This window comes from Paucibacter aquatile (assembly GCF_002885975.1).
Classification (GTDB): Bacteria; Pseudomonadota; Gammaproteobacteria; order Burkholderiales; family Burkholderiaceae_C; genus Paucibacter_A; species Paucibacter_A aquatilis.
Genome location: NZ_POSP01000003.1, coordinates 551,460 through 578,166 on the forward strand (window position 1 = coordinate 551,460; position 26,707 = coordinate 578,166).

Below are 26,707 nucleotides of genomic sequence, written 5' to 3' on the forward strand. Positions count from 1 at the left end.
CAGCGCGGATCCGCGGCGCCCTCAGCGAGCCGCCGCCGCCGACGGCGGCGCGTTCAGCTGGGCCAGGGCCCGCGTGGCCAGCTCGGCATGGGCGGCTTCCAGGTCAGCCTGCGGCTGGCTGGAGCCGCTCATGAACACGGCCATCAAGAGAGGCGCGCGGTCGGGCGGGAAAAACACCGCGACATCGTTGACCGCGCCGCGCGCACCGGTGCCGGTCTTGTCGGCCGCCGGCCAGTCTTTCGGCGCACCGGCGCGCAGGCGGCGCAAGCCGGTCTCGGAGGCATTCATCCAGACCAGCAGTTGCTGACGCAGCTCGTCCGACAAGACGCTGCCCAGGATGCGGTCCAGCAGGCCGACAAAGGCCTCGGGCGTGCTGCTGTCGCGCGGGTCACCGGGCTCGTTGCTGTTGAGTGCGGGTTCGATGCGGTCCAGCCGGGTGACCACATCGCCCTGCTCGCGCGCAAAACGGGTCAGGCCCGGCGGGCCGCCGACCAGGGGCAGCAGCAAATTCGCCGCCGGGTTGTCGCTGTGCACCAGGATGGCCTCGCAGAGCGCGGCCACCGTCAGCGAGGCCGATTGCGAGCCACCCTCCAGCAAGGCGCCTGTCACCGGTGCATGCGGCACCAGATCGCGCGGGCCGTAACGCAGGCGTTGATCAGGCCGCAGCTGTCCGGCATCGATGCGTGCCAGCACCGCGGCCGCCAGCAGCAGCTTGAAGGTCGAGCACATGGCAAAGCGCTGATCAGCCCGATAGGCCAGGCGCGCCTGGCTGCCGGTGTCGAGCGCGAACACGCCGATCTGGCCACCGAGCCTGGCCTCGAGGGCCTGACAGGCTGCATCAAAGTCCAGCGGCTGCAAAGCCGGCGCGGCATGCAGCGCCCCAGGCAGGCCCAGCAGCAACGAGCCTCCGGCCAGGCCGCGCTTCAGAAACGAGCGGCGCATCAGGGCGCCAGCACGCGCAAGACCTTCTGGAAGGCCTCAACCGGCTTGCCCTTGCGGGCCCGCTTGCCGGCATAACTGGCCAGGCCCACGCCCTTGAGAGTTTCCTCCTTGGGCTTGGCGCCGCGGCCGGTGCCGATCACCTGCAAGCTTTGCGTGAAGGCGGCCACGCTGAGCAGCGCATCCTTGTCCTCCAGGTCCACCAGGGTCAGGCCGCGGCCGCCCTTGGGTTGGTGCTTGAGCTCGTCCAGGCCGTAGGTCAGCAAGCGGCCGTTCAGGCTCAGGCAGGCCAGCTGCACGCCCAGCACCTCACCGGCCGGCACCACGGCCGGCGGCAGCGGCTGCTCCGTGCCCTCCAGGCTGAGGAAGGTCTTGCCCGCTTTTTGCCGGCCGACCAGATCGCCCACCTGGGCGATCAGACCAAAGCCGCCGGTGCCGGCCAGCACCAGGCGCTGCTGGGCATTGCCGGCGAAGTAATGCGCAATCTGGCTGCTACTTTCCAGCTCGATCAAGGTGGTGATGGGCTGGCCATCGCCGCGACCGCCCGGCAGCATGGCCACCGGCACCGAATAGACCCGGCCGTTGTTGCCGAAGACGATCAGCGGGTCCACGCTGCGGCAGGGGAAGGTGCCGTAGAGCTGGTCGCCCGACTTGAAAGCCAGGGCTGCAGGCTCGACCTCATGGCCCTTGAGCGCACGCACCCAGCCCTTCATGCTGACCACCACGGTGACTGGCTCGTCCACCACCTTGACCTCGGCCGTGGCGCGTTTCTCTTCCTGGATCAGGGTGCGGCGCTCGTCGCCGTACTGCTTGGCGTCGGCCTCGATTTCCTTGATCACGGTTCGCTTGAGCACGCTCGGGTTGGCCAGGATGTCGGCCAGCTTGGCCTCGTCCTCGCGCAGGCTCTTGAGCTCCTGCTCGATCTTGATCGCCTCCAGGCGCGCCAGCTGGCGCAGGCGGATCTCCAGAATGTCCTCGGCCTGGCGCTCGGACAGGCGGAAGCGCTCGATCAGGGCAGGCTTGGGCTCATCGGCGTTGCGGATGATGCGGATCACCTCGTCGATGTTCAGCAGCACCAGCTGCCGGCCTTCCAGCACATGGATGCGGTCGCGCACCTTGTCCAGGCGGAACTGGGTGCGGCGCTGCACCGTGGTCTGGCGGAAGCCCAGCCACTCGCTGAGGATCTGGCGCAGGCCTTTTTGCGTCGGGCGGCCGTCAGCGCCGACCATGGTCAGGTTCAGCGAGGCCGAGGTCTCCAGGCTGGTGTGGGCCAGCAAGGTCGTGATCAGGTCTTGCTGCTCGACCGTGCGGCTCTTGGGCTCGAAGACCAGACGCACGGCGGCGTCCTTGCTCGATTCATCGCGCACGCCGTCCAGAACCGCCAGCAGGCTGGCCTTGAGCTGCAGCTGTTCCTGGCTGAGTGCCTTCTTGCCGGCCTTGACCTTGGGGTTGGACAGCTCCTCGATCTCTTCCAGCACGCGCTGGGCACTGGTGCCGTGCGGCAGCTCGGTCACGACCAGCTGCCACTGGCCGCGGGCCAGGTCTTCGATCTTCCAGCGCGCGCGCAGTTTCATGCTGCCGCGGCCGCTGAGGTAGGCCGAGCGGATGTCGTCAGCCGAGCTGATCAGCTGGCCGCCGCCGGGGTAGTCCGGGCCGGGCAGCAGGCTGAACAGTTCCTCATCGCTGAGGTTCTCGTTCTTCAGCAGAGCCACCGAGGCCGCAGCAACCTCGCGCAGATTGTGGCTGGGCACTTCGGTGGCCATGCCGACGGCAATGCCGCTGGCGCCGTTGAGCAGCACGAAAGGCAGGCGGGCCGGCAGCTGGCGCGGCTCCTGGGTGGAGCCGTCGTAGTTGGGCGTGAAGTCCACCGTGCCTTCGTCGATCTCGTCCAGCAGCAGGCGAGCAATCGGCGACAGCCGCGCCTCGGTGTAACGCATGGCAGCGGCGCCGTCGCCGTCGCGGCTGCCGAAATTGCCCTGGCCATCGATCAGCGGATAGCGCAGCGAGAAATCCTGGGCCATGCGCACCAGGGCGTCGTAGACCGATTGGTCGCCGTGCGGGTGCAATTTACCCATCACATCGCCGACCACGCGCGCGCCCTTGACCGGCTTGGCGCCGGTGTTGCCGCTGTAGGACAGGCCCATACGCTCCATGGTGTAGAGGATGCGGCGCTGCACCGGCTTCTGGCCGTCGCAGACATCGGGCAAGGCCCGGCCCTTGACCACGCTCAGCGCATATTCGAGGTACGCACGCTCGGCGTAGTGGCCCAGGGTCAGGTTTTCACCGTCGCCCGCGCCGCCGCTGCCGCCGCCGCCCGAGTTCGGCGGCGGGTTGTCAAAAATGGAAGTCTGCTGGCTCATGCGGAATCGTCGTCAGGGTTCGTTCTTGTGAATCTTGAGGTGCTGGGCTTGGGCCGGCATGCTGTGTTGCAGCAAGGCCCAGTACAGCTCCAGCACCAGGTGGACATGGGCCTGGGTTTCGGCGAAAGGCGGCACGCGCCCGCTGTGGCGGCGCACAGCACCCTCGCCTGCATTCCAGGCGGCCAGGGCCGCATCGATGCGGCCGAAGCGTTTGATCAGATCGGCCAGCATCTTGGCGCCGGTCAGGACATTGGTGCGGGGGTCGAGCAGCTGGTTCTTGCTCAGGCTCAAACGCGGCACCGGCCCGTAGCGCCGCGCGGCATCGGGCATGAGCTGCATCAGGCCGAGCGCGCCCCGCTTGGATTCAGCGTCATGCTTGTAGCCCGATTCGACCGCGATCACGGCCTTGAGCAGCTCCATGTCCACGCCATGCCGGGCCGCGGCCTCGCGCAAATAGGGCTGCACCGCCTTGACCTCGGGCGCGAACTCCAGCCAGGTGAGCAAGCCCTGGCCGCCATCGCTCTTGCCCGGCACCTGGGTCTGCGCCGCCGCCTCGCGCTGCGTCTGGGCACTGCCCAGCACCAGGCTGTAACGGCTGTCGACCTGATGGCCGGCCAGATGCGCCATGCCCTGGCCATCGACATAGCCCCAGAGCTCGGCGCGCGCCGGGGCGGCCAAGGCCATCAGCAAAGCCCCCATGATCCAGAGCGAGCGGCTCAAACGCCCTCCTCGCCCAGGGCCACGCGGGCCTGGTACTCGCGGTCCAGCAAGGACATCACCACCAGGCTGTCATAGCCATCGGCGCCCTCGGTGGTGACGCGCACGCTCTCGCGCAGGCGGCCCTCTTCGACAAAGCCCTCGCTGGCGTAGAGCTTGAGCGCGCGCGTGTTCAGCGCCTTGACGTCCAGCCAGAAGCGGTGCGCCTTGAGCTGGGTGAAGGCCAGGGCCTTGAGCAGGCGCACCGAGCGCCGACCCAGGCCCGCGCCTTTGGGGCCCAGCACGATGCGCTTGAGCTCGACCGAGCCGTGCGGGTTGCGGCAGCCCTGCAGGATGACAAAACCGGCGCGCGTGGCCTCGGCCCCCGCTTCGATGATGAAGTGGCGCGAATCGGGGAAGCGCAGCGCGCCCTCGTGCTGCACCCGTTCCCAGGGCGTGATGAAGGGGCGGTTGGCGCCGTCCTGCTCGATGGAGACGACATAGTCCAGGTCCGACAACATGGTCGGACGCAGGTGCACGCGCGGCGCCGTGGTGCTCATGGCCGGGGCTCGAATCCTTGCAGCACGGCGACCACGTTGTGACCGATGGCCTCGGTGGCATAACCGCCTTCCTGCAGGAACAGGGTGCGGGCACCGAAGGCCGCCAGGCGCTGACCGAGGCGGCTGAACTCGGGTCGGTCCAGCTTGAAATGCGAGATCGGGTCGCCGCCGTAGGTGTCCACGCCCAGCGAAACAATCAGCAGCTCGGGCTCGTAAGCTTGCAGCCGTTCCAGCGCCGCCTCCAGCGCCGCGAACCAGGCCTCGTTGCTGGCACCGGCCGGCAGCGGGAAGTTGGCATTGAAACCCAGGCCGGCACCGGCACCGGTCTCATCGGCATGACCGAGGAAGAAGGGAAACTCCGTCTGCGGATCGCCATGCAGGCTGGCGTAGAACACGTCGGCGCGCTCGTAGAAGATGGCCTGCGTGCCATTGCCGTGGTGGTAGTCCACATCAAGGATGGCCACGCGCTGCAGGCCGGCATCGAGCGCCGCCTGAGCCGCCACCGCCGCGTTGTTGACAAAGCAGTAGCCACCGAAGAAGTCCGCCCCGGCATGGTGGCCCGGCGGGCGGGTCAGCACATAGGCGCTGCGCTCGCCGCCCAGCACCTGGTCCAGGCCGGTCAGGCTGGCTTGCGCGCCCCAGTAGGCGGCCTCCCAGCTGCCGGCGGTCAGCGGCGTGCCGCTGTCCATGGAGTAGAGGCCCATGCGCGCGGCAAAGCTGCGCGGTGCGACATCGCTGCGCAGGCTGCGCACCGGCCAGACGGCCGGGAAGGCATCACCCTCGCCGCCCAAGGCCTGCCATTCGGCCCAGGCGCCTTGCACAAAGCGCAGATAGGCCGGCGCATGGACGCGCTCCAGCGGCGCCAGGCCATGGTCCACCGGCGCCACGATCTCGCCCAGCTGGGCGGCCTGCACGGCCGCCAGCACATAGTCGGCCCGGGCCGGCACCTCGAAGGCCGGCACCAGGCGGCCGCGGAAGAACTCGCGCGTGGCCGCATGCGCCGCGTGGCGAGCGTTGTAGACGGTTTTCATGGCTTGGGCGGTCTCGCTGGGTTCAAACGTCCACTTCGACGGAATCGCCGTGGATTTCCATCAGCTCGCGGCGTGAGGAGGCCTCGCCCTTGCCCATCAGCTTGTTGATGGCCATCTCGGTCTCGCCCAGATCGAGCGCGCCATAGGTGACGGGGCTCAGTCGGCGGGTCTCGGGGTTGAGCGTGGTGTCCCAGAGCTGCTCGGCACTCATCTCGCCCAGGCCTTTGAAGCGGCTGATGCTCCAACTGCCTTCGCGGGCGCCTTCCTTGCGCAGCTTGTCCAGGGTGGCGCTGAGTTCGCCCTCATCCAAGGCATAGATCTTGGCGGCGGGCTTTTTACCGCGGGCCGGCGCGTCGACGCGGTAGAGCGGCGGGCGCGCCACAAAGATGTGGCCGGTCTCTATCAGCTTGGGGAAGTGGCGGAAGAACAGGGTCAGCAGCAACACCTGGATGTGCGAACCGTCCACGTCCGCATCGGACAGGATGCAGATCTTGCCGTAGCGCAGGCCGCTCAGATCCGGCGAGTCGTTCTTGCCATGCGGGTCCACGCCCAGGGCCACCGAGATGTCGTGGATCTCGTTGTTGGCGAACAGGCGGTCGCGCTCGACCTCCCAGGTGTTCAAGACCTTGCCGCGCAGCGGCAGCACGGCTTGGGTTTCCTTGTTGCGGCCCATCTTGGCGCTGCCGCCGGCCGAATCGCCCTCGACCAGGAAGACCTCGTTGTGCAGCAGATCGCGGCTTTCGCAATCGGTCAGCTTGCCCGGCAGCACGGCCACACCCGAGCCCTTGCGCTTCTCGACCTTTTGAGAAGCGCGCTGGCGGGTTTGGGCCTGCTTGATGACCAGCTCGGCCAGCTTCTTGCCGAACTCCACATGCTGGTTCAGCCACAGCTCCAGGCCCGGCTTCACATAGGTGGACACCAGGCGCAGCGCATCGCGGCTGTTCAGGCGCTCCTTGGTCTGGCCCTGGAACTGCGGGTCCAGCACCTTGGCCGAGAGCACGAAGGAGGCACGCGAGAACACATCGTCCGGCATCAGCTTGACGCCCTTGGGCAGCAGGCTGTGCAGCTCGATGAAGCTCTTGATGGCGCCGAACAGGCCGTCTTTCAAACCCGATTCATGCGTGCCGCCGGCCACCGTGGGGATCAGGTTGACATAGCTCTCCCGCATGGTCTGGCCTTCTTCGGTGAAGGCCACGCACCAGGCAGCGCCCTCGCCTTCGGCGAAGTTCTCGGTCTCGCTGCGGCCGGCGTACTGCTCGCCTTCGAACAGCGGGATCAGCGGATCGGCCGTCAGGGTCTGCTGCAGGTAGTCGCGCAAGCCGCCCTTGTAGGACCAGGTCTGCACATCGCCGGTTTTCTCATTCGTCAGCGTGACGATGACGCCCGGCATCAGCACGGCCTTGCTGCGCAGCAGATGGACCAGCTCGTTCTTGGGCAGCTCGGCGCTTTCGAAATACTTCGCATCGGGCCAGACGCGCACCGTCGTGCCCTGCTTGCGGTCGCCGCGCTCGGCTTTGCGGGTCGTGACCGGCTCGACCACATCGCCATTCTCGAAGGCCAGGCTGGCCACTTCGCCGCCGCGCCAGACCGTCACCTCCAGGCGCTTGGCCAAGGCATTCGTGACGCTGACGCCGACGCCGTGCAGGCCGCCCGAGAAGCTGTAGGCGCCGCCCGAGCCCTTGTCGAACTTGCCGCCGGCATGCAGGCGGGTGAAGACGATCTCGACCACGGGCACGCCCTCTTCGGGGTGCAGGCCGAAGGGGATGCCGCGGCCGTCGTCGGCGATGGAGATGGAGCCGTCGCTGTGCTGGATCAGGTCGATGCGCTTGCCGAAACCGGCCAGGGCCTCGTCGGCCGCGTTGTCAATGACCTCCTGGATGGTGTGCAGGGGGTTGTCGGTCCGGGTGTACATGCCCGGGCGCTGCTTGACCGGCTCCAGGCCTTTGAGCACGCGGATCGAGCCCTCGCCATAGCTGCCGGGCGTGGCGGAGGGGGAATTGGGGGTGGAGGAGGAGGAAGCTTTGGTGGCCATGGGGGCGGATTCTAGGGTTTGCCTGGGAGGCGCCCAGCAAAACGGGCTTGAGGTGTGCACTCTCAAACTCGCTACCATGCCCGGCCTATGCCCGCATTTGCCCTCGCCTTGTTCTTCGCTTCTCCCCGCCCCCTGCCTCGCCCGGCCGGCGCCGGCGCGGCCGCCCTGGCTCTCGCACTCTTTGCCGCACCCAGCTCGGCCCAGCCGCCCATCGCCGACGAGCTGCGCCCCGGCGCCTCGGTGACCATGGAGCTGAAGAACGCCGAGTGGTTCGACGGCCAGGGCTTTCGCAGCGGCACCCTCTACGTCAAAGACGGCAAATTCACCAGCCAGAAGATCAAAAAAGCCCAACGGCGCATGAACCTCAAGGGTCAGTTCCTGATCCCGCCCCTGGCCGACGCCCACAACCACAACCTGCAAAATGCCTGGGCCTGGGGCCGCTACGGCCAAGGCTATCTGCGCGACGGCGTGTTCTACGCCCTGATGCAATGCGCCGAGCCCAAGGGCGCCGGGGCCGTGCGCCCCTTGGCCGCCGCGGGCGCGCAGGCGGCCGGGCCCGAGCTGGTGTTTGTGACGGCCTGCATCACCTCGTCTGACGGGCAGCCCCTGGCCCAGCTGCTGGCCGAGGACCCGAATTCACCGGGCCCCAAACCCAAGCCCGAGGACCACATCGATAAAACCGTGCTGGTCATGGACAGCCTGGAACAGGTCGAAAAGAAATGGCCCCTGGTGCAGGCGCGCAAGAGTGAGGCCTTGAAGCTCATGCTGAGCCGCTCGGAGAGCCCCGAGCTCCACGCCGACCCCAAGCAGTTCGGCCGCCTGGGCCTGAAGCCCGAACTGCCGGCCGCCATCGCCAAAAAAGCCTTGCAAGACCGCCTGCTGGTGATCGCCCAGGCCGACACCGCCGCCGATTTCAATATCGCCGTGCAGGCCGGCGCACACTGGATCGCCCGTCTGCCGGGCCTCTACTTCTTCGAAGGCACGGGCGCCGAGACCTACCGCATCAGCCCCGAGATGGCCGCCGAGGCCGCCCGCCGCAAGGTGGCCGTCATCACCGCCACCGCGGCCAGCGAGCTGTTCCGCATGTCGCCCGAGCAGCTGACCAAGGTGCGCGCCCAGCAGGCCGACAATCTGCGCACCCTGCAGGCGGCCGGCGTGCCTTTGCTGATCGGCTCGGATCTGTTCCATGGCTCCGTGCTGGGCGAGCTGCGCAACCTGGACCGTCTGGGCGTGATCGGCCGCCCGCAGCTGCTCAAGATGGCCACCATCACCACGCCCCATGTGCTCTTTCCCAAGCGCCGCCTGGGTTGCTTCGAACCGGGCTGCGAAGCCAGCTTCCTGCTGCTGCCCGCCAACCCGATCCAGGATCTGGACGCGCTGAGCAAGATCCAGATGCGGGTGCGTCAAGGACGGGTGCTGGGCGCCGGCTGACCCCAGGCCCCGCAGGGTGGGCTGCTTTGGTTAAAGTCCACGGATGAACGCCAGCATCACGTCACCGGCCGCGCCGCGACTGTCCATGTTCCAGGTGCTGCTCTGCGGCGCCATGATCGTGACCCTGTCCATGGGCATACGCCACGGCTTCGGCCTGTGGCTGCAACCCATCACCATGGACCGGGGCTGGACGCGCGAGACCTTTGCCTTCGCTCTGGCCGTGCAGAACATCGCCTGGGGCGTGGCCGGGCCCTTCACCGGCATGCTGGCCGACCGCTTCGGCCCGTTCCGCGTGCTGGCCGTGGGTGGCCTGCTTTACGCCCTGGGCCTGGTGCTGATGGCACTGTCGACTTCGGGTCTGGCCTTCACCGGCAGCGCGGGGCTTTTGATCGGCATTGCCCAATCGGGCACCACCTACGCGGTGATCTACGGCGTGATCGGCCGCAATGTGCCGGCCGACAAGCGTTCCTGGGCCATGGGCGTGGCAGCGGCTGCGGGCTCCTTCGGCCAATTCCTGATGGTGCCGGTGGAAAACTGGCTGATTGCCTCGACCGGCTGGCAGAACGCGCTCTTTATCCTCGCCTGCGCTGCCCTGATCATCCTGCCCCTGGCCCTGGGCCTGCGTGAGCCGCAGGTCGTTAAGCCGGTGCACAGCCATTCGCAGAGCATCGTTCAAGCCTTGCGCGAGGCTTTCGGCTACCGCAGCTTCCAGCTTTTGATGGCCGGCTATTTCGTCTGCGGCTTCCAAGTCGTGTTCATCGGCGTGCACATGCCCAGCTACCTCAAGGACCAGGGCCTGTCGCCCCAGGTGGCCACTTATGCCCTGGCACTGATCGGCCTCTTCAATGTGTTTGGCACCTACGGGGCCGGCGTGCTGGGCCAGCGCTATCCCAAGCGCTACCTGCTCTCGGCCATCTACGGCCTGCGCTCGGTGGCCATCGTCACCTTCCTGCTCACGCCACTGACGCCGACGTCGGTCTACCTCTTCTCGGCGGTGATGGGCGTGCTGTGGCTGTCGACCGTGCCGCCGACCAATGCGGTGCTGGCGCAGATCTTCGGCGTGCAGCACATGTCCATGCTCAGCGGTTTCGTATTCCTGAGCCACCAGGTGGGCAGCTTCCTGGGCGTCTGGCTGGGCGGCAAACTCTACGACAGCACGGGCAGCTACGACATGGTCTGGTGGCTGGCCGTGGCCCTGGGCGTGGCCGCAGCCCTGGTGAACCTGCCGGTGCGTGAAGGCCCGATCTCGCGCGGCGAGCCGCGCCCCCAAGCCGCATGAGTCCGAGCCAGCTTTCCGCCAAGATCAAGCCGGCGCTGCGCTGGGCGCTGATCCTGCTGGTGCTGGGCCTGGTGTTTCTGGCCTACCTACAGCCGGCGCTGATGGTGCAGTTGTCCGAACAGCTCTGGGCCTGCTTTTGAGCATGGGTGCTGAAGTCTCCCCCTGGCTGCGCCGCTGGGCGCAAGCGCAACGCGCCGGTGCCACGGCCCTGGATCTGGCCTGCGGCTCCGGCCGCCACCTGCACTATCTGGCCGCCCAAGGCATGAAGGTCTGCGGCGTCGACCGGGATGCAGCGGCACTCGCCGCCTCTGAAGGCCTGGCAGCAGAGCTGATCTGCGCCGACATCGAGAACGGCCCCTGGCCGCTGAGCGGCCGGCAGTTCGACCTGGTGCTGGTCAGCAACTACCTGTGGCGGCCGCTGTTCCAGCAAATCCGCGAGGCCGTGGCGCCAGGTGGTTGGCTGATCTACGAAACCTTTGCCCTCGGCCAGCACACCATCGGCCGTCCGGCGCGGCCGGATTTTCTGCTTCAGCCCGGTGAACTGCTGAGCCTGTGCCAGGGCTTGCGCATCGTCGCGTTTGAAGATGGCTTCGAAAAAGGCCGCGAGGGCGTCAACCCGCGCTATGTCCAGCGCGTTGCCGCTGTTTGCGAAGCGCCGAGCGCCACTGCGGGCACTGTTTTTCAGGCCTATGCACTCGATTGAGTCGCCCGGCCCCGAGCGCACACGCGCCGCTGAGTAGAATCCACCGCATCACATAGGACATTCCTCCATGAACCCGATTGTTGGCAGCATCGTTGCGCTCGTGACGCCGATGCAAGAAGACGGCAGCGTTGACTACCCGGCCCTGCGCGGCCTGATCGACTGGCACATCACCGAAGGCACCGACTGCATCTGCGTCGTCGGCACGACCGGCGAGTCCCCCACGGTCAGCATGGAAGAAAACCGCCAGATCATCCAGGCGGCCGTCGAGCATGCCCGTGGCCGCGTGCCCATCATGGCCGGCACCGGCGCCAACAGCACCTCGGAAGCGATCGAGCTGAGCCGTTTCGCCAAGGAAGTCGGCGCCGACTGCACCCTGTCGGTCGTGCCCTACTACAACAAGCCCTCGCAAGAAGGCATCTACCAGCATTACAAGGCCATCGCCGAGGCCGTCGACATCCCCATGATGTTGTACAACGTGCCCGGCCGCACCGTGGCCGATATGGCCCCCGAGACCACCTTGCGCTGCGCCAGCCTGCCCGGCGTCTTCGGCGTCAAGGAAGCGACCGGCAATATCGAGCGCGCAGCCCAGCTGATCAAGGCCGCCCCCAAGGGTTTCCACATCTACTCGGGCGACGACGGCACGGCCATCGCCCTGATGCTGCTGGGCGGCAGCGGCAATGTCAGCGTGACCGCCAATGTGGCACCGCGCGCCATGCACGAGCTGTGCAAGGCGGCCCTGGCCGGCAATATCGCTGAGGCCCGCCGCATCCACTTCCAGCTGCTGAGCCTGCACAAGCATTTGTTCTGCGAACCCAGCCCCTCGGCCGCCAAGTGGGCGCTGTCGCAGCTGGGCCGCATCAAGAACCAGCTGCGCCTGCCCATCGTGCCGCTGACCGAAGCCGGTCAGGCCCAGGTTGGCGCCGCCATGCGCGAAGCCGGCCTGTTCTGAACCGACGCGGCGCGCGATTTGCCTTGATCACCGTTTCCAGTCTGCTCTAATCCGCACCAGCTTTGCACGCCATCCGCCCCTCGGGGCCGGCTCGCAGGGTTCAACCATCGCTCCCTTGTCCCCCGGAGATGTCTAGCGTGACTCGTTCCTCCTCTTTTGTTTCTTCCTCGGCCACTCCGGTGCGCCTGGCCTGCCTGCTCATGCTGGGTTCGCTGGCCGCCTGCAGCACGACGGACGGCATCTTTTCCTCGGACAAGGTCGATTACCGCGCCAACGCCCGCCAGACTGCCGGCCTGGACGTGCCGCCGGACCTGACTCAGCTGGCCCGTGACAGCCGCAGCGGCAACGCCAGCGGCTCGGTCAGCGCCAATGCCTTGCAGCAAGCCAATGCCGCCCCCAAGGTCAGCACCAGCGGCCTGAGCCCGGCCAACACCGTGGCTCTGAACGCGATCGGTGATCTGCGCCTCGAGCGCAACGCCGACACCCGCTGGCTGCGCAGCTCGCTGACGCCCGAGCAACTCTGGCCCCAGCTGCGCGAGTTCTGGCAACAACGCGGCTTCGAGCTGACCAAGGACGCCGCCGAAGTCGGCGTCATGGAAACCAACTGGAACGAAAACCGCGCCAAGCTGCCGCAGGACATCATCCGCTCCACCATCGGCAAGGTCTTCGACGGCCTGTACTCGACCGGTGAACGCGATATGTTCCGCACCCGCATCGAGCGCACGGCCGACGGCAAAGGCACCGAGATCTTCATCAGCCACCGCGGCATGATCGAGGTCTATACGGGCCCGCAGAAAGACAACACCGCCTGGCAACCTCGCCCCAGCGACCCGCAGCTGGAAGCCGAGTTGCTGTCCCGCCTGATGCTCAAGCTGGGCGCCAAGGAAGAGTTGGCCAAGGCCGCCGTGGCCGATGTGCCGGCTGCCGCCCCGGGCAAGAACGCCGCGCCGACCGCCGTCATCGCCGCCGGTCGCCCGCTGTCGGAAGTGCCGGATGCCATCGCCGTCAACGAGGGCTTCGAGCGCGCCTGGCGCCGCGTGGGCCAGTCGCTGGATCGCCATGGCTTCACCGTGGAAGACCGCGACCGCAAGCTCGGCCTGTTCTTCCTGCGCTATGCCGACCCGAACCAGGCCGGCAAGGAAGAGCCCAACTTCTTCGAACGCCTGTTCAGCGGCGACAAGGCCACCACGGCCACCCGCTACCGCGTGTCGGTCAAGTCGGAAGGCGAGAAGTCGACCGTCACCGTGCTGGACGACAAGGGCCAGCAGCAGACCAACGAGATCGCCAAGCGCATCCTCAATCTGCTGATGGACGATCTGCGCTGATCCGAGCCACCCGGCTCCTCGGCATGAGCGCCGCCGCCCCATCGGGTGGGCGGCGTTTTTTCTGAGCTGAGCTCTTTCAAGCCAAACACGGAGCGATCAAGGCATGCGTTTTTGCAGCTTGGGCAGCGGCAGCGGCGGCAATGCCACGCTGATCGAAGCCAGCCAGGGCATCACCCAGACGCAAATCCTGGTGGACTGCGGCTTCAGCTTGCACGAGCTGAACCGGCGCCTGCTGCGCGCCGGCAGCGCACCCGAGGCCTTGAGCGCCGTCTTCATCACCCACGAGCATGGCGACCATGCCGGCTGCGTGATCAAGCTGGCACAAGCCCACCGCATCCCGATCTGGACCAGCCGCGGCACCTGGAGCGCGATTGAGCGCCGCGCCGCCGATCTGGCCGGCTTTGAGCGCAAGCTGCTGCACTTCACCCGCAGCGGCGACACCCTGGAACTGGGCGACCTGCAGCTGCAGCCCTTTGCCGTGCCACACGATGCCGAGGAGCCGCTGCAATTGCGCTGCAACGACGGTTTGAAGCATCTGGGTGTGCTCACCGACCTCGGCCATGTCTGCGCCAGCGTGATCCACGCGCTGCAAGGCCTGGACGCCCTGCTGCTCGAATGCAACCACGACGAGGCGCTGCTGCGCGCCTCCAACTATCCGGCCAGCCTCAAACGCCGCATCCTCGGCACCCACGGCCACCTCTCCAACGAGGCCAGTGCCGAGTTGCTGAGTGCACTGCTGCACCCAAAGCTCGGCCCGGTCGCCGCCGCCCATCTGAGCGAGCGCAACAACCGCCCCGACCTGGCTGCCGCCGCGGTGGCGGCGGTGCGCGGCTGCCGCCCCGAAGACGTTCCCGTGGCCTCACAAGCCGAGGGCCTGGACTGGATCACAGTCTAGGAGACTGCCTTTTTCCAAAACGACAGACGTAAAAAAACCGCCGAGCCTTGCGGCCGGGCGGTTCTTTCAAGTACTCGGAGACCGATTACTTGCTGGCAGCAGCCGAAGCAGCGTCAGCAGCGGCAGGAGCCGAAGCGTCAGCAGCGGGAGCCGAAGCTTCCATGGCGGGAGCCGAAGCAGGAGCCGAAGCTTCCACAGCGGGAGCGGCCACGGGAGCGGCTTCTTCCTTCTTGCCGCAAGCGGTCAGAGCAACAGCAGCCAGCACAGCAGCCAACAGGATCGACTTGTTCATACTTGTCCTCAAAATTCGTTAAACGAAGATGCAATTACCGGTAATTTTTTGAAGCCACTCAATGTCGCCTTCGCTTTTCAGCGCCGCGGCATCGGAAACTTCGGCATGACAAGGCAAGGAAAACCTCGAGCGCTTTCTTCACCTAGCCCTTAATTATAGCCATTGCTTTTGGCATCTTTTACAGGCCCAGGGTGGTCGATGCAAAGCTTTCGTAAGAATGTTGTGCGATCACGTCAAACCAATCCTTCCATCGCACAAATTCCGAGGCCTCGAAAGACACACTGCCGCGCCAGTTGCGCGTACTCATCAAGCGCAGCGTGATCTGAGTCGCGGGTGAACGAGCCCAGAACAGCGCCGCCGGCCCACCTGGCCCGACCGCCGCCATGGCCTCCAGCTCGAAGACCCGAGCCTGCACCGCATGGCCATAACGCCCACGCCAAGCGACAAATCGCGGATGGGCACGCCGCACACCGTCGAACTGAGGCGCCAGCAAATGCAGGCGGCGGCTGGCGGGTGCGGCCCGAACCCAGTCGCTCAGCAGGTCCAGCAGCCCAACCTCTGACCAGGGCCAAACGCCGAAATCCGGATCGAAGGCGCCGAGCTCGGTGCAGCCCTGCGCGCAGGCTTGCTCGATCGCGAGCCGCAAGGCCTGCTGAAACTCGGCCCGGCCGGTGAATTCACCGGCTTGCAGCTCTGAAGCGGGCGACGTTGCCAATCAAGCCTCCGCATGGCCACCTGAACTCGCGGCCCGCACCCAGCCATCCTCGGCCCACAGATCCAGCAGCTCGCGCGCATCGGCCGAAAGCTGGCCCAGCTGCTTGGCGCTGAGCTCGCGCTGGTCGGCGAAGGCACGCATCAAGCGGGCATCACGGCCACCGGCGCGGAAGGACTCGCCGTTGATGAAGACATGGGCCGCGTCGTACATCATGCGGCTGCGCCGGTCCAGGCGCGCGCCGGCGCCCGCGGGCAGCGGCTCGCCCGGCTCGAACCAGACGCGCGGCTTGGGCTCGGTCAGCGCCTCGCCCAAGGCACGCTCCAGGGCCAGGGGTTCGCGCAGCGCGCGCTCCACAGCATCGCGGGAAAAATCCAGCAGCTGCTGAGGCACCAAGCCCGGCGCCTCGGTGGCCGGCTGCTTGGGATCGGCGTACATGCGGTTGGCATAACTCTTGGAGTCATCGTCCATCAAGCGCTGCAGCAACTCGCGCGCCAGCTCGGCACGCCAGGGCGTGCGGAAGCCCACCGAGCAGGTCATGCACTCGCCGATGGCAATGCCGTCGTGGGCCCAGCCAGGCGGCAGGTAGAGCATGTCCCCGGCTTCCAGCACGAACTCTTCTTCTGGCTCAAAGTCGGCCAGCAGCTTGACCGGCACGCCTTCGCGCAGCGCACCGGTGGTCGCCACGCCCTGACGGCCGATGCGCCAGCGACGCTGACCATGAATCTGGATCAGAAAGACATCGTAGGAATCGAAATGCGGGCCGACGCCGCCGCCATCGCTGGCGTAGGAAATCATCAAGTCATCCAGGCGCGCCTCGGGCACGAAGCGGAATTGGGCCAGCAAGTCATGCGCCGCCTGCACATGCAGATCCAGGCCCTGGACCAGCAGGGTCCAACCCGGCTTGCTGAAGGGCGGCAGCTTGGCCACCGGGCCTTGCTTGAGCGCCCACTTGCCATTGAACTGCGAGACCAGGCGCGACTCCACATCCTCGCTGGCGGCCAGCGCGGCCAGCTCGCTGCGCGAGGCCGGCGGGCGGATGCCCGGCAGCGCCTGGCGGACCAGCAGCGGCTTCTTCTGCCAGTGGCGACGCATGAATTGTTCGGGGCTGAGGCCGCCCAGCAGCGGAAGTTTGGCTTGGATGTTCATGCCGGCATTGTCGCCTGTGGCCGGCGCGCCCTCGTCCCGGGAATGGGACGAACCCCTCGCCCAGGGTCCCGATTTCGCAAAGCCTGGAGCTGGATCCTTCCGGCTGCGCGCGCAGCCAAGCCCCATGAACAGGGCTCACGCGCACCAAACGGGTGAGGAAGGCCAGCTGGCACGGCTCCTGCAATCACTCGGTGCATGGACTTGCAAAGAACCCTCACCCCCGCCCAGCGATGGCGGCGCCGCGCCAGCCGGCCGGCCTTTCTGGGCCTGGCCCTGCTGGTGCTGCTGGGCCTGGCCGGCGGCCTGCTGGCCCTGCGCCTGCGCGCCGCGCCGATCGAGCTGACGGTCTCGGCCCGCGGCCTGCAGTTCGCCGCGGTCGAGCGCGGACCCCTGGCCCTGGATGTGCGCGGCAGCGGCGTGCTGGTGTCCAGCGATCCGCGCTGGATCACCGCACAGAGCGAGGCGCGTGTCGAGCGCCTGCACGCGCAGGCCGGCAGCAGCTTGCGCCAGGGCGAGCTGCTGCTGCTGCTCAGCAACCCGCAGCTGCAGCAGCGCGCCCAGGAAAGCCGCTGGCAGCTGGAGCAGGCCGAGGCCGAGCTCAAGGCCTTGCAGGCCAGCCTGGACAGTCAGGTCATGAACGCCCAAGCGGCGGTGCAGCGTGCCGAGTTCGGCGCCCGCAGTGCCGAGCTGCAATGGCAGGCGGATCAAGAGCTGCTCAAGGACGGCATGGTCTCCAAGCTGGCATTCCAGCGCAGCCGCTTCAGCGTCGAACAAGCCGGCCAGACCCTGCAGCTGGAGCGCGAACTGCTGCAGCGGCAGCGCGCGGCCATGCAGGCCCAGCTGGAGGCCAAGCGCGCGGCGCTGGCGCGCCTGCACAAGGCCTGGCAGCGCGATTTGGAGCTGGTCGAGGCCCTGCAGGTGCGTGCGCCCGCAGACGGCGTGGTGCAGGAGCTGACACTGCAAGCCGGCCAGAGCGTGGTGGCCGGTGCCTTGCTGGCCAAGTTGGCCCGGGCCGACGCCCTGTACGCAGAAATTCAGGTGCAGGAAGCCCAGGCGCGCGACATCGCCGTGGGCCAAAGCGCCCAGATCGATCTGCGCAGCGGCGGGCGCGAGGGCCTGCTGCGCGCCGTGGTCAGCCGGGTGGCGCCCAAGGTCAGCAACAGCCTGCTCAAGGTGGACCTGCGCCTGCTCGATCCACTGCCGCGCGGCGCCCGCCCCGACCTCAGCATCGACGGCAGCATCACCCTGAGCCGCCTCAGCGACGCCGTGCAGGTGCAGCGCCCCGTGTTCAGCCAGGCCATGAGCCAGGCCCAGGTCTACCGCCTGATCGGGGAAGACCTGGCCGAGCGGGTGCATGTGCAGTACGGCCCGGCCTCGGTCGGCCGCATCGTCATCCAGAGCGGCCTGCAGCCCGGCGACCGCATCGTCGTCTCCGACACCAGCAGCTGGCGCCTGAGCGAGCGCGTGCGCCTGCGCTGAAGCGCCGCCCTTTTTTTCAGCCCTATATTCACCGCCACGAGGCAGAGAGGAAGCAGCCCATGAATCCGAACCGTTCCCCAAACACCGCCGCCGAGACGGCACCTTTGATCCGCCTGCAGGGCATTCAGAAGAGCTTTCTCAGCGACGAGCTGGAAACCCGCGCCCTCGACGAGGTCAGCCTGGTGGTGCGCTGCGGCGAGTTCCTGGCCGTCAGCGGGCCCTCGGGCTGCGGCAAGTCCAGCCTGCTGTCCATCCTGGGCCTGCTCGACAGCCCCAGCAGCGGCAGCTACGAGCTGAACGGCCAGCGGGTTGATCAGCTGGACCCGCGCGCCCGCGCCCTGCTGCGCAACCGCCAGATTGGTTTTGTCTTTCAGGCCTTCAATCTGATCAGCGACTTGAGCGTGGAGGACAACATCGCCCTGCCGCTGAGCTACCGCAGCGAGATGAGCCGCGCCGAGCGCCGCGCTCGGGTCGCCGAGGCCCTGGCCCAGGTGGACATGGCGCACCGCGCCCGACACCATCCCGCCCAGCTCTCCGGCGGCCAGCAGCAGCGCGTGGCCATTGCCCGCGCCCTGGTCGGCCAGCCCCGCCTGATCCTGGCGGACGAACCCACCGGCAACCTCGATTCGCGCAATGCCGAGTTGGTGATGGCGCTGCTGCAGAAGGTCCACGCCGGCGGCGCCACGCTGTGCATGGTCACCCATGACCCGCGCTACGCCGCCCTGGCCCAGCGCACCGTGGCCTTGTTCGACGGCCGCGTGGTGGCCGACCTGCCCACCGCGGCCCTGCACTCCGGCCAGGCGCGGGCGGCAGGCGGCCAGCCCGCCCTGGCGGAGGCCCTGTGATGCGGGACGATCTTCGCCACAGCGTGCAAGCCCTGCTGCGCCATCCCGGCCATGCCTTGCTGAGCCTGCTGACCCTGAGCTGCGGCCTGGGCTTCGCGATCTTTGCAGCCGGCATCTATTTCAGTTTCACGGCCGGAGACCTGCCCTTTCCCGAACCCGAGCGCCTGGTCGCCGTGGAGGCCAGCCGCGACGGCGAGCGCAGCCAGGCCAAGAGCGTGCATTACCTCGACCTGCTCGAGTACCAGCGCCAGACGCCCAGCCTGGAGGCCTTGCTGCCCCTGCAGACCGACACCGTCACCCTCGGTGGCCAGCGCCAGTACCCGGCCAATTTCGCGGCCGCGCGCGTGTCGGCCGGTATCTGGCTCTGGCTCGGCGAAGCCGCCCGGCCCGAGCTCGGCCGCGGCCTGCTGCCCGGCGACAGTGAGCCCGGCGCTGCGCCAGTGGCTGTGATCGGCGCCGATCTCTGGCGGCGCTTTCTCGGCGCCGACCCCGCCATCGTCGGCAGCCGGCTCAAGATCAACGGCGTGGACACGGAGATCGTCGGCGTGCTGCCCGGCCGCCTGCGCTTCCCCATGACCCAGGAACTCTGGCTGCCCTTCCAGCCCCCGGCCGGCACGCTCAGCCGCGGCGAGGGCTACTCCATGGGCACGCCCCAGCATGTGATGGCCCTGGGCCGGCTACGCCCCGGCGCCAGCCGCGAGCAGGCCAGCGCCGAGCTGCATCAGGTGGCCCAGAACCTGGCAACACAGTTCCCCGCCAACAACCGCCGCGTCGGCGCCCTGGCCCTGCCCTATGCCGCCTGGGGCCTGCCCGATGTCGACATGATCTTGCTGGGCCTGGCCGGCGCCGCCGCGCTGCTGTTGGCCCTGGTCTGCATCAACACCGCCAATCTGCTGCTGGCGCGCGCCAACGAGCGGCGGCAGGAACTGGCCGTGCGCGCCGCCCTGGGTGCGCCACGCGGCCGCCTGGTGATGCAGATGCTGACCGAGACCTGGCTGCTCTGCTTGGCCGCCGCCGGCCTGGGCCTGTTCTTCAGCGCCTGGGCCCTGGAGGCCACCCAGCAGGCCGTGATGGCCACGGCCGACGGCCGACTGCCCTTCTGGATCCACTTCACCATGCGGCCGCAAGCCGTGCTGGTCGGCTTGGGCGTGAGCCTGCTGACGGCCCTGGCCACCGGCCTGCTGCCAGCCTGGCGCGCCTCGGCCGTGGACCTGAACAGCGCGCTGCGTGACGGCCGCGGCAGCCAGGGCCGCACCAGCAGCCGCTTTGCCCGCGGCCTGGTCTGGGTGCAGATCGCCCTGTCCAGCCTGCTGCTGCTGGCCTCCGGCCTGCAGACCTACACGGTGCACCAGCGCCTGAACGCCGGCACCGGCGCCCGCATGGAAGGCGTGCTGACCGCCCGCCTGACCCTGCGCACGGCCGAATACCAGGGCAGTGGCGAGGCGGTGCAAGCGGCACGCGCGGCCCTGTGGAACCGCCTGCAAGCCCGCTTGGACGAAGCCGCTGCCAGTGCCCAGGCCCGTGTGGCGCTGTCCACCAGCCTGCCTGGCGGCGGCATGATCGACACGGACGAAATCCTGCCCGAAGGCATGACGGTGCAAGACGGCCAGTACCCCGAGGGGGGCAACTACCGCATCAATGCGGGCTTCTTCGATGCCATGGAAGTGAAACTGCTGGCCGGGCGCGAATTCGGCCCGCAGGACCGCGCCGACAGCCTCAAGGTGGCGGTGATCAACCAGAACTTTGCCCAGCAGCATTGGCCTGGCCAGGACCCGCTGGGCAAGCGCTTTGCCATCGTCGAGGGCCAGACCCAGAAGCGCATCGGTCCCTGGATCACCGTGGTCGGCGTGATCCCGCATGTGCTGCAAGGCATCGGCCGTGAGCGCGGCCTGCGCGCAGCCAATTTCTACCTGCCGATCAGCCAGGCGACGCCCGGCGCGCCTGCAGACATGGGCATCGCCCTGGTCGGCGTGCCGGACAACGCCGCCAGCCGCGAGCTGCTGGCCCGTGCCGTGGCCCAGGCCGACCCGTCCCTGGCGCTGGAGCAGGTGGTCAGCGCCGAGGAACGCCAGCGCATCGCCCATGGCGGCGAGGACGTGGCGGCCGCCATGTACCTGATCCTCGGCCTGCTGACCCTGGGCCTGGCCATCAGCGGCATCTACGGCGTGACCAGCCGCGCGGTGCAGCTGCGCGGCCAGGAGATCGGCGTGCGCCGGGCCGTGGGCGCCAGCGACGGACAGCTGATGCGCATGCTGCTGGGCCAGGCCCTGAGTCTGCTGGCCCTGGCCCTGCCCCTGGGCCTGACCGGCGGCGCCCTGGCCCTGAGCGGCGAGCTGGGCAGCAGCCTGCCGCTGGGCTTGGGCGTGCTGCTCGTGGGCACGCTGATCTCGAGCCTGGTGCTGTTCTCGACCTGGCTGCCGGCGCGCCGGGCCTTGCGACAATCGCCCACCGCCGCCCTGAACAGCCCATGAGCCTGGGCGAGAATGCCGCGGCCATGACTCCGCCGCCCCGATGAGTGCCTTGCCCGATTTCAGTCTGCCGCTCTTGGTCGTCGACGACGATGCGGCCGTGCGCAGCGCGCTGCGGCTGCTCCTCAAGAGCGAAGGCTGGCGCTGTGAGCTGGCCGAGTCGCCCGAGCAGGCCCTGGCGTTGCTGGGGTCGGCCGAGTACGGCCTGCTGTTGGCCGACCTCAACTACGCCCGCGACACCACCTCGGGCCAGGAAGGCCTGGACCTGATCGCACGGGCGCGTGCCCTCGATGCCCAGCTGCCCATCGTCGCCATGACGGCCTGGGGCAGCGTGCCCCTGGTGGTGCAGGCCTTGCAGGGCGGCGCCAACGATTTCATCGAGAAGCCCTGGGACAACACCCGCCTGGCCGGCATCGTCCGCACCCAGCTGGCGCTGGGCGAGAGCCAGCGCCGCGCCCAACGCCTGGCGGCCGAGAACGCGCTCTTGCAGGCCCAGGGTGGCGAGCGCCCCTGGATCGGCCGCTCGGCGCCCATGCAGGCCTTGATGGCCCAGGTGGCGGCCGTGGCTCCGGCCGATGTGAACCTGCTGATCCGGGGCGAGAACGGCAGCGGCAAGAGCCAGTTGGCCCAGGCCATCCACCGCCAATCGGCGCGCGCGGCCGGGCCCTTCATCAGCGTCAATATGGGCGCCATCCCCGAGAGCTTGTTTGAGAGCGAGATGTTCGGCCACGAGAAAGGCGCTTTCACCGACGCGCGCCAGGCTCGCATCGGCCGCTTCGAGCTGGCCGATGGCGGCACCTTGTTTCTGGACGAGATCGGCAACATCCCGCTGGCCCAGCAGGCCAAGCTGCTGCAGGTGCTGGAGGGCGGGCAGTTCGAGCGCCTGGGCTCGGCCCGCCCGCGCCGCGCCAACGTGCGCCTGATCGCGGCCAGCAATGCCGATCTGGACGCCATGGTCGAGCAGGGCCTGTTCCGCCGCGACCTGCTCTACCGGATCAACAGCGTGCAGCTGACCCTGCCGCCGCTGCGCGAGCGCGGGGCGGACATCCTCGAGCTGGCCACTCACTACCTGACGGACTGCGCCCGGCGCTACCAGCGGCCGGCCAAACGCTTGGGCGATGCGGCTCAGGCCGCCTTGCTGGCGCATGCCTGGCCGGGCAATGTGCGCGAGCTGGCCCATTGCATGGAGCGCGTCAGCCTGCTGGCGCCGGCCGAGCAGATCACGCCGGCCGACCTGGGCTTGAGCGCCGCCGCCGCGACGGTTCCGGCGCACACCGCGTTGCCGGCCGAGCTGACGCTGGAGGAGGCTGAAAAGCTGCTGATCCGCACTGCCCTGCGTCGCCACGGCGGCAATGCCCTGCACGCCGCGCAGGCCCTGGGCCTGAGCCGCTCGGCCTTCTACCGCCGCCTGGAAAAGTACCAGCTGTGAGCGCTGCGAACGAGCCCGCCAAGCCTGGGCTGGCCCTGGCGGTCGACCGCGGCTTTGCCGGCCGGCTGCGCCGCGCGGCCCTGCTGGGCGGCGCACCGGCCTGGGCTCTGGCCTGCCTGCTGGTCTGGCAGCAGCCCTGGCTGATCTATCCCAAGCTGCTCTGCATCACCCTGTGCAGCCTGGGCTGGCTGGGCACCGCCGCCTGGCTGCATGCGCGGGCCGAGCACCAGCGGCGCCTGCTCGGCCATGTGATCGAGGCCATGGCCAGCGGCGACTACAACCAGCGCCTGCGCCTGCAGGGCGGATCGGTGGAGCCCGACGCGCTGGCCACCCAGCTCAATGCCCTGGTCGACAGCCTGCACCAGCAGCGCCTGCAATCCCTGGCCGCCGAGCGCCTGGCCGAGAACGTGCTGCAGACCCTGGATGTGGCGGTGTTTGCCTTCGATGCCCAGGAGCGCCTGCAACTGGCCAACCCCAGTGCCTTGGGCCTGCTGCGGCGCGCGCGCGAACATGCCCTGGGCCGCAGCGCCGCCGAGCTGGGCCTGGACGAGCTCTTGCGCGCCGACCCCGAGGCCTTGCGCGAGCAGGTTTTCCCCGGCGCCGCCGGCCTGTGGCGGCTGCGCCAGCATCGCTACGAGGTCGAGGGGCAGACGCGCCGCCTGCTCTTCGTCAGCGATCTGAAACAGGTTTTGCGCAGCGAGGAGCTGCAGGCCTGGCAGCGCCTGCTGCGTGTGCTCAGCCACGAGGTCAACAACTCGCTGGCGCCGATTGCCAGCCTCAGCGACACCTTGCGGCGGCGCCTGGACGCCCTGAGCCCGGGCGCGCACCTGCCCCCGGACGACTGGCGCGCCGAGCAGGCCGAAGCCCTGGGCCTGATCGAGGAGCGCGCCCGCCATCTGGCCGATTTCGTGCGCCGTCACGCCCAGCTGGCTCGGCCCCTGGAGCCGCGCATGCAGCGCTTTGACCTGCTGGCCCTGCTGCGCCGCCTGCCGGCCTTGCTGCCCCAGGCCCAGCTGACGCTGGAATTCGACGGCATCTCGCCCGACGCTGCGCTGGACTTCTACGGCGACCCGGGGCTGCTGGAGCAGCTCTTCATCAATCTGCTGAAAAACGGCATCGAGGCCGGCGGCGCGCCGCTGCTGTTGCGCCTGAAGCTGCGCCTGCAGGCCGAGCCGCTGCAGATCAGCCTGCTGGACCGCGGCTGCGGCCTGGCCAACCCGGCCAATCTCTTTGTGCCCTACTACACGACCAAACCCCAGGGCAGCGGCATCGGCCTGGTGCTCGCCCGCCAGATTGCCGAATGCCACCAGGGCAGCTTGCAACTGCTGCCGCGCAGCGACGGACCGGGCTGCCAGGCCCTGCTGCGCTTCGCCCGGCCCCAGGGCTGAGGCCGGGCAAACCCTTGTGGGACAATTCGGCCATGCAAATTTCCGCCCCCTGTGTGGTCTCCCTGAGCTGGAGACTCGAAGACGCCCAAGGTCAGCTGATCGACGAACTGGCCGAGCCGCTGGAGTTTTTCTACGGCGGCAGCGATCTCTTCGCCAAGGTCGAAGAAGCCCTGGCCGGTCAGGAAACCGGCTTTGAAGCGGCTGTGGCCCTGGAGCCCGAGCACGCCTTCGGCGATTACGACTCCAACCTGGTCTGCTTTGAATCCCGCAGCCTCTTCCCCGATGGCGTGGAAGCGGGCATGCAGATCGAAGGCCTGCCCGAAGGTGCCGTCACCGAAGACATGCCCGACGGCCTGATCTTCACCGTGACCGAAACCTACCCCGAACACGTGGTGCTGGACGGCAACCACCCGCTGGCCGGCGTGGGCCTGCGCATGTACATCAAGGTGCGCGATGTGCGCGAGGCCACGGCCGAGGAAATCGAGGCCGGCAGCCTGGGCGAGGCGGTGTTCAGCGTCGGCATGGCCGGCGCGCCGGACGGCGAACCGCTGCACTGAGCCCGACCGGGCCGCGCGCCGCCTCAGTAATGAGGCGGCAGTTCGTCGCGCAAGCTGCGAAAGGCCGGCCCGCCGGCATCGGCCGCCGGGCGCTCGCGCAAGGCCAGCACTTCGCGGGTCAGCGCGTCGATCTGCTGTTGCTGCCGCACGATCACCTGGTTGAGTTGCTCGACCAGGTCTTCGGTGAACGAAGCCTTGATCTCCAGATCGACCAGGCGGTTCTCGAAATTCTGCAAAGAGGTGTCCATGGCGTGATTGGAACACCGACGCCCCGGGCCTGAGGCCGCTTTGACCCCTGCCTACAATCTCACGACCATGCCGAACGCCCACGCCCTGCCCGTCCTCAACATCTCGTCCTACAAGTTCGTGCCGCTGCCGGACTGTGCCGCGCTGCGCGATCAGCTGCAAGAGCGGGCCCTGGCCCTGAATCTCAAGGGCACGGTGCTGCTGGCGGAAGAAGGCATCAATCTCTTTCTGGCCGGCCCGGGCGAAGCCGTTCACGCCTGGGTGAACGCCCTGCGCCAGGACGCGCGCTTTGCCGACCTGGCCCCCAAGGAAAGCTGGAGCGCGGCGGTGCCCTTCAAGAAGCTGCTGGTCAAGGTGAAGCCGGAGATCATCCGCATGAACCACCCGACCATCCGCCCGGATCAGCAGGCGCGTGCGCCGGCCCTGCCCGCCGCCACCCTGGCCCGCTGGCTGGACCAGGGCCATGACGACGAAGGCCGGCCGGTGGTGACCCTGGACACGCGCAATGCTTTCGAGGTGGATTACGGCACCTTCGAGGGCGCGATCGACTGGCGCATCAGCAAGTTCAGCGAGTTCCCCGAGGCCGTGCAGGCGCACCGCGAGGAGCTGATGGGCAAGACCGTGGTCAGCTTTTGCACCGGCGGCATCCGCTGCGAGAAGGCCGCCATCTATCTGCAGCAGCAAGACCTGGACGGCCCGGTCTATCAGCTCGAAGGCGGCATCCTCAAGTACTTTGAGGAAACCGGCGGCCCGCATTACCAGGGCAGCTGCTTTGTCTTCGACCAGCGCGAGGCCCTGGGCGCCGCGCTGGAGCCGGCCACCGAAATCCAGCGCCCGGCCAGCGAGGCCCACCGCGCACCGGCCAGCAGCTGAAAAGGCATGAGCCTTCGAACACCTGGCCCTGCCGAGCTGGCACCGACCCCAAGCACTGCACAGCGCCTGGCGGCCTGGGGCCTGCGTGTGTTCGGCGCCCTGCTGTTCATCGCCGCCCTGCTCTTTGGCGCCAGCAAGGCGCCCGACCGCAGCCTGGAAAGCCTGGTGCCGCAATGGGCGCCACCGCCCTCGGACTTCATCGAGCTGGGCGGCCAGCCCATCCACCTCCGCGACCAGGGCCCGGCCGCCGACCCGACACCCATCGTGCTGCTGCATGGCACCAGCAGCAGCCTGCACACCTGGGAGGGCTGGGTGAAGGCGCTCAGCCGCGAGCGCCGCGTCATCAGCGTGGACCTGCCGGGCTTCGGCCTCAGCGGCCCCAGCCCCAGCGGCGACTACCGCGACGCGGCCTATCAGAAGTTCCTCGCGGCCCTGCTCGACCACCTGAAGCTCGAGCGCGTCATCCTCGGCGGCAATTCCCTGGGCGGGCAGATCGCCTGGCAGTTCGCGGCCGCACAGCCGCAGCGGGTGGGCGCCCTGATCCTGGTGGATGCCGCCGGCTACCCCTTGGCACCGCGCGATGTGCCGCTGGCCTGGCGGGTCAGCGCCCTGCCCCTGATCGGGCCGCTGAGTGACCACCTGCTGCCGCGCAAGCTGGTCGAGTTCAGCCTGCGCCAGGTCTACGGCCAGCCCGAGCGGGTCAACGCTCCGCTGGTGGATCGTTACTTTGAGCTGACGCTGCGGGCCGGCAATCGCACCGCCCTGCGCCAGCGCCTGGCCCAGTGGGGCGGTGGCGAGCAGGCTGACCTGATCCCGAAGCTGCGCCTGCCCACCTTGATTCTGTGGGGCGAACGCGACCGCCTGCTGCCCCCCAGCGACGGCCAGGCCTTCGCACGCGACATCGCTGGCAGCCGCCTGGTGCTGCTGCCGGGCCTGGGCCATGTGCCCCAGGAAGAAGACCCCGCCGCCTCGCTAAAGCCGGTGCTCGAGTTCTTGCATACGCTCAAACCCTAGGTAGCAAGCGATGCGAAGCAATGCAAGATCAACCCTTCCCTTTTTGAACCCTCTA

At 68.3% G+C, this 26,707-nt stretch carries 25 protein-coding genes; 15 read left to right on the forward strand and 10 right to left on the reverse strand.

Going from position 1 to position 26,707, the window contains the following annotated elements; translation table 11 throughout:
* Positions 1-21: 21 nt before the first annotated feature.
* Genes bla through C1O66_RS05700 form a run of 6 tightly spaced genes read right to left on the reverse strand, consistent with a single transcriptional unit; the run spans position 22 to position 7,618 of the window.
* Complete coding sequence (bla, locus tag C1O66_RS05675) at positions 22-942, reverse strand: class A beta-lactamase (protein ID WP_102766996.1); 921 nt, start codon at positions 940-942, stop codon at positions 22-24.
* Positions 942-3,299 carry a DNA topoisomerase IV subunit A gene (gene parC / locus C1O66_RS05680; protein ID WP_102766997.1) on the reverse strand — a complete coding sequence of 786 codons (2,358 nt, stop codon included), beginning with the start codon at positions 3,297-3,299 and terminating at the stop codon, positions 942-944. The genes bla and parC overlap by 1 nt, the downstream gene beginning before the upstream one ends.
* 12 nt (positions 3,300-3,311) lie before the next feature.
* Positions 3,312-4,019, reverse strand: a complete 708-nt coding sequence (locus C1O66_RS05685; protein ID WP_243392716.1) for a lytic transglycosylase domain-containing protein — start codon at positions 4,017-4,019, stop codon at positions 3,312-3,314.
* On the reverse strand, positions 4,016-4,555 hold the full coding sequence (locus tag C1O66_RS05690) for a GNAT family N-acetyltransferase (protein ID WP_102766998.1): 540 nt from the start codon (positions 4,553-4,555) through the stop codon (positions 4,016-4,018). The genes C1O66_RS05685 and C1O66_RS05690 overlap by 4 nt, the downstream gene beginning before the upstream one ends.
* Positions 4,552-5,586 (reverse strand): histone deacetylase family protein, encoded by a 1,035-nt coding sequence (locus tag C1O66_RS05695; RefSeq protein WP_102766999.1) that lies wholly within the window; start codon positions 5,584-5,586, stop codon positions 4,552-4,554. The genes C1O66_RS05690 and C1O66_RS05695 overlap by 4 nt, the downstream gene beginning before the upstream one ends.
* A gap of 22 nt (positions 5,587-5,608) precedes the next feature.
* Positions 5,609-7,618, reverse strand: coding sequence for a DNA topoisomerase IV subunit B (locus C1O66_RS05700; protein WP_102767000.1), 2,010 nt, complete (start codon positions 7,616-7,618; stop codon positions 5,609-5,611).
* An 87-nt stretch (positions 7,619-7,705) separates the two neighbouring features.
* Here C1O66_RS05700 and C1O66_RS05705 point away from each other — a divergent pair, with 87 nt between their 5' ends.
* The 7 genes from C1O66_RS05705 (at position 7,706) to C1O66_RS05730 (ending at position 14,200) form a co-directional block, all read left to right on the forward strand.
* Entirely contained in the window at positions 7,706-9,049 is a 1,344-nt protein-coding gene (locus tag C1O66_RS05705) for an amidohydrolase family protein (RefSeq protein ID WP_102767001.1), read from the forward strand.
* 43 nt (positions 9,050-9,092) lie between these two features.
* The gene (locus C1O66_RS05710; protein WP_243392717.1) at positions 9,093-10,328 is read left to right on the forward strand and encodes an MFS transporter; all 1,236 of its coding nucleotides are present in this window, start codon (positions 9,093-9,095) and stop codon (positions 10,326-10,328) included.
* Positions 10,325-10,468: a hypothetical protein gene (locus C1O66_RS23855; RefSeq protein WP_165794497.1), complete on the forward strand. Its 144-nt coding sequence runs from the start codon at positions 10,325-10,327 to the stop codon at positions 10,466-10,468. Before C1O66_RS05710 ends, C1O66_RS23855 begins: the two co-directional genes overlap by 4 nt.
* A gap of 2 nt (positions 10,469-10,470) precedes the next feature.
* Positions 10,471-11,031: a class I SAM-dependent methyltransferase gene (locus C1O66_RS05715; RefSeq protein ID WP_102767002.1), complete on the forward strand. Its 561-nt coding sequence runs from the start codon at positions 10,471-10,473 to the stop codon at positions 11,029-11,031.
* 67 nt (positions 11,032-11,098) lie between these two features.
* Positions 11,099-11,980 carry a 4-hydroxy-tetrahydrodipicolinate synthase gene (gene dapA, locus C1O66_RS05720; RefSeq protein ID WP_102767003.1) on the forward strand — a complete coding sequence of 294 codons (882 nt, stop codon included), beginning with the start codon at positions 11,099-11,101 and terminating at the stop codon, positions 11,978-11,980.
* A gap of 137 nt (positions 11,981-12,117) precedes the next feature.
* The gene (bamC, locus tag C1O66_RS05725) at positions 12,118-13,305 is read left to right on the forward strand and encodes an outer membrane protein assembly factor BamC (protein WP_243392718.1); all 1,188 of its coding nucleotides are present in this window, start codon (positions 12,118-12,120) and stop codon (positions 13,303-13,305) included.
* A 103-nt stretch (positions 13,306-13,408) separates the two neighbouring features.
* Positions 13,409-14,200, forward strand: a complete 792-nt coding sequence (locus tag C1O66_RS05730; protein WP_102767005.1) for an MBL fold metallo-hydrolase — start codon at positions 13,409-13,411, stop codon at positions 14,198-14,200.
* A gap of 85 nt (positions 14,201-14,285) precedes the next feature.
* Here the strand turns inward: C1O66_RS05730 and C1O66_RS24700 are convergent, their stop codons facing one another.
* The 3 genes from C1O66_RS24700 to C1O66_RS05745 all read right to left on the reverse strand — a co-directional run bounded on the left by C1O66_RS24700 (position 14,286) and on the right by C1O66_RS05745 (position 16,353).
* Positions 14,286-14,492, reverse strand: a complete 207-nt coding sequence (locus tag C1O66_RS24700; protein ID WP_102767006.1) for a hypothetical protein — start codon at positions 14,490-14,492, stop codon at positions 14,286-14,288.
* Between the two features lie 178 nt (positions 14,493-14,670).
* Positions 14,671-15,207, reverse strand: coding sequence for a hypothetical protein (locus C1O66_RS05740; RefSeq protein WP_102767007.1), 537 nt, complete (start codon positions 15,205-15,207; stop codon positions 14,671-14,673).
* Positions 15,208-16,353 carry a JmjC domain-containing protein gene (locus C1O66_RS05745; RefSeq protein WP_102767008.1) on the reverse strand — a complete coding sequence of 382 codons (1,146 nt, stop codon included), beginning with the start codon at positions 16,351-16,353 and terminating at the stop codon, positions 15,208-15,210. It lies immediately after the preceding gene.
* Between the two features lie 195 nt (positions 16,354-16,548).
* On the opposite strand from C1O66_RS05745, the gene C1O66_RS05750 reads away from it, so the two are divergent.
* The 6 genes from C1O66_RS05750 to C1O66_RS05775 are packed head-to-tail and all read left to right on the forward strand — an operon-like array spanning position 16,549 to position 24,519.
* Positions 16,549-17,832, forward strand: a complete 1,284-nt coding sequence (locus C1O66_RS05750) for an efflux RND transporter periplasmic adaptor subunit (RefSeq protein ID WP_102767009.1) — start codon at positions 16,549-16,551, stop codon at positions 17,830-17,832.
* Positions 17,833-17,891: 59 nt separating this feature from the next.
* Positions 17,892-18,677 (forward strand): ABC transporter ATP-binding protein, encoded by a 786-nt coding sequence (locus tag C1O66_RS05755; RefSeq protein WP_102767010.1) that lies wholly within the window; start codon positions 17,892-17,894, stop codon positions 18,675-18,677.
* On the forward strand, positions 18,677-21,148 hold the full coding sequence (locus C1O66_RS05760; RefSeq protein WP_102767011.1) for an ABC transporter permease: 2,472 nt from the start codon (positions 18,677-18,679) through the stop codon (positions 21,146-21,148). Before C1O66_RS05755 ends, C1O66_RS05760 begins: the two co-directional genes overlap by 1 nt.
* Positions 21,149-21,188: 40 nt before the next feature.
* A complete protein-coding gene (locus tag C1O66_RS05765) occupies positions 21,189-22,574 on the forward strand; it encodes a sigma-54-dependent transcriptional regulator (RefSeq protein WP_102767012.1) in 1,386 nt (461 codons plus the stop codon).
* Positions 22,571-23,962, forward strand: a complete 1,392-nt coding sequence (locus tag C1O66_RS05770) for a sensor histidine kinase (RefSeq protein ID WP_102767013.1) — start codon at positions 22,571-22,573, stop codon at positions 23,960-23,962. The genes C1O66_RS05765 and C1O66_RS05770 overlap by 4 nt, the downstream gene beginning before the upstream one ends.
* 32 nt (positions 23,963-23,994) lie before the next feature.
* Positions 23,995-24,519, forward strand: coding sequence for an FKBP-type peptidyl-prolyl cis-trans isomerase (locus C1O66_RS05775; protein WP_102769485.1), 525 nt, complete (start codon positions 23,995-23,997; stop codon positions 24,517-24,519).
* 23 nt (positions 24,520-24,542) lie between these two features.
* Here the strand turns inward: C1O66_RS05775 and C1O66_RS05780 are convergent, their stop codons facing one another.
* Entirely contained in the window at positions 24,543-24,767 is a 225-nt protein-coding gene (locus C1O66_RS05780) for a SlyX family protein (protein WP_102767014.1), read from the reverse strand.
* A gap of 67 nt (positions 24,768-24,834) precedes the next feature.
* Between C1O66_RS05780 and C1O66_RS05785 the strand changes: the two genes are divergently transcribed.
* Both C1O66_RS05785 and C1O66_RS05790 read left to right on the forward strand, forming a co-directional pair.
* A complete protein-coding gene (locus C1O66_RS05785; protein WP_207795905.1) occupies positions 24,835-25,638 on the forward strand; it encodes a sulfurtransferase in 804 nt (267 codons plus the stop codon).
* 6 nt (positions 25,639-25,644) lie between these two features.
* Positions 25,645-26,652: an alpha/beta fold hydrolase gene (locus C1O66_RS05790; RefSeq protein WP_102767015.1), complete on the forward strand. Its 1,008-nt coding sequence runs from the start codon at positions 25,645-25,647 to the stop codon at positions 26,650-26,652.
* The last annotated feature ends 55 nt before the right edge of the window (positions 26,653-26,707 follow it).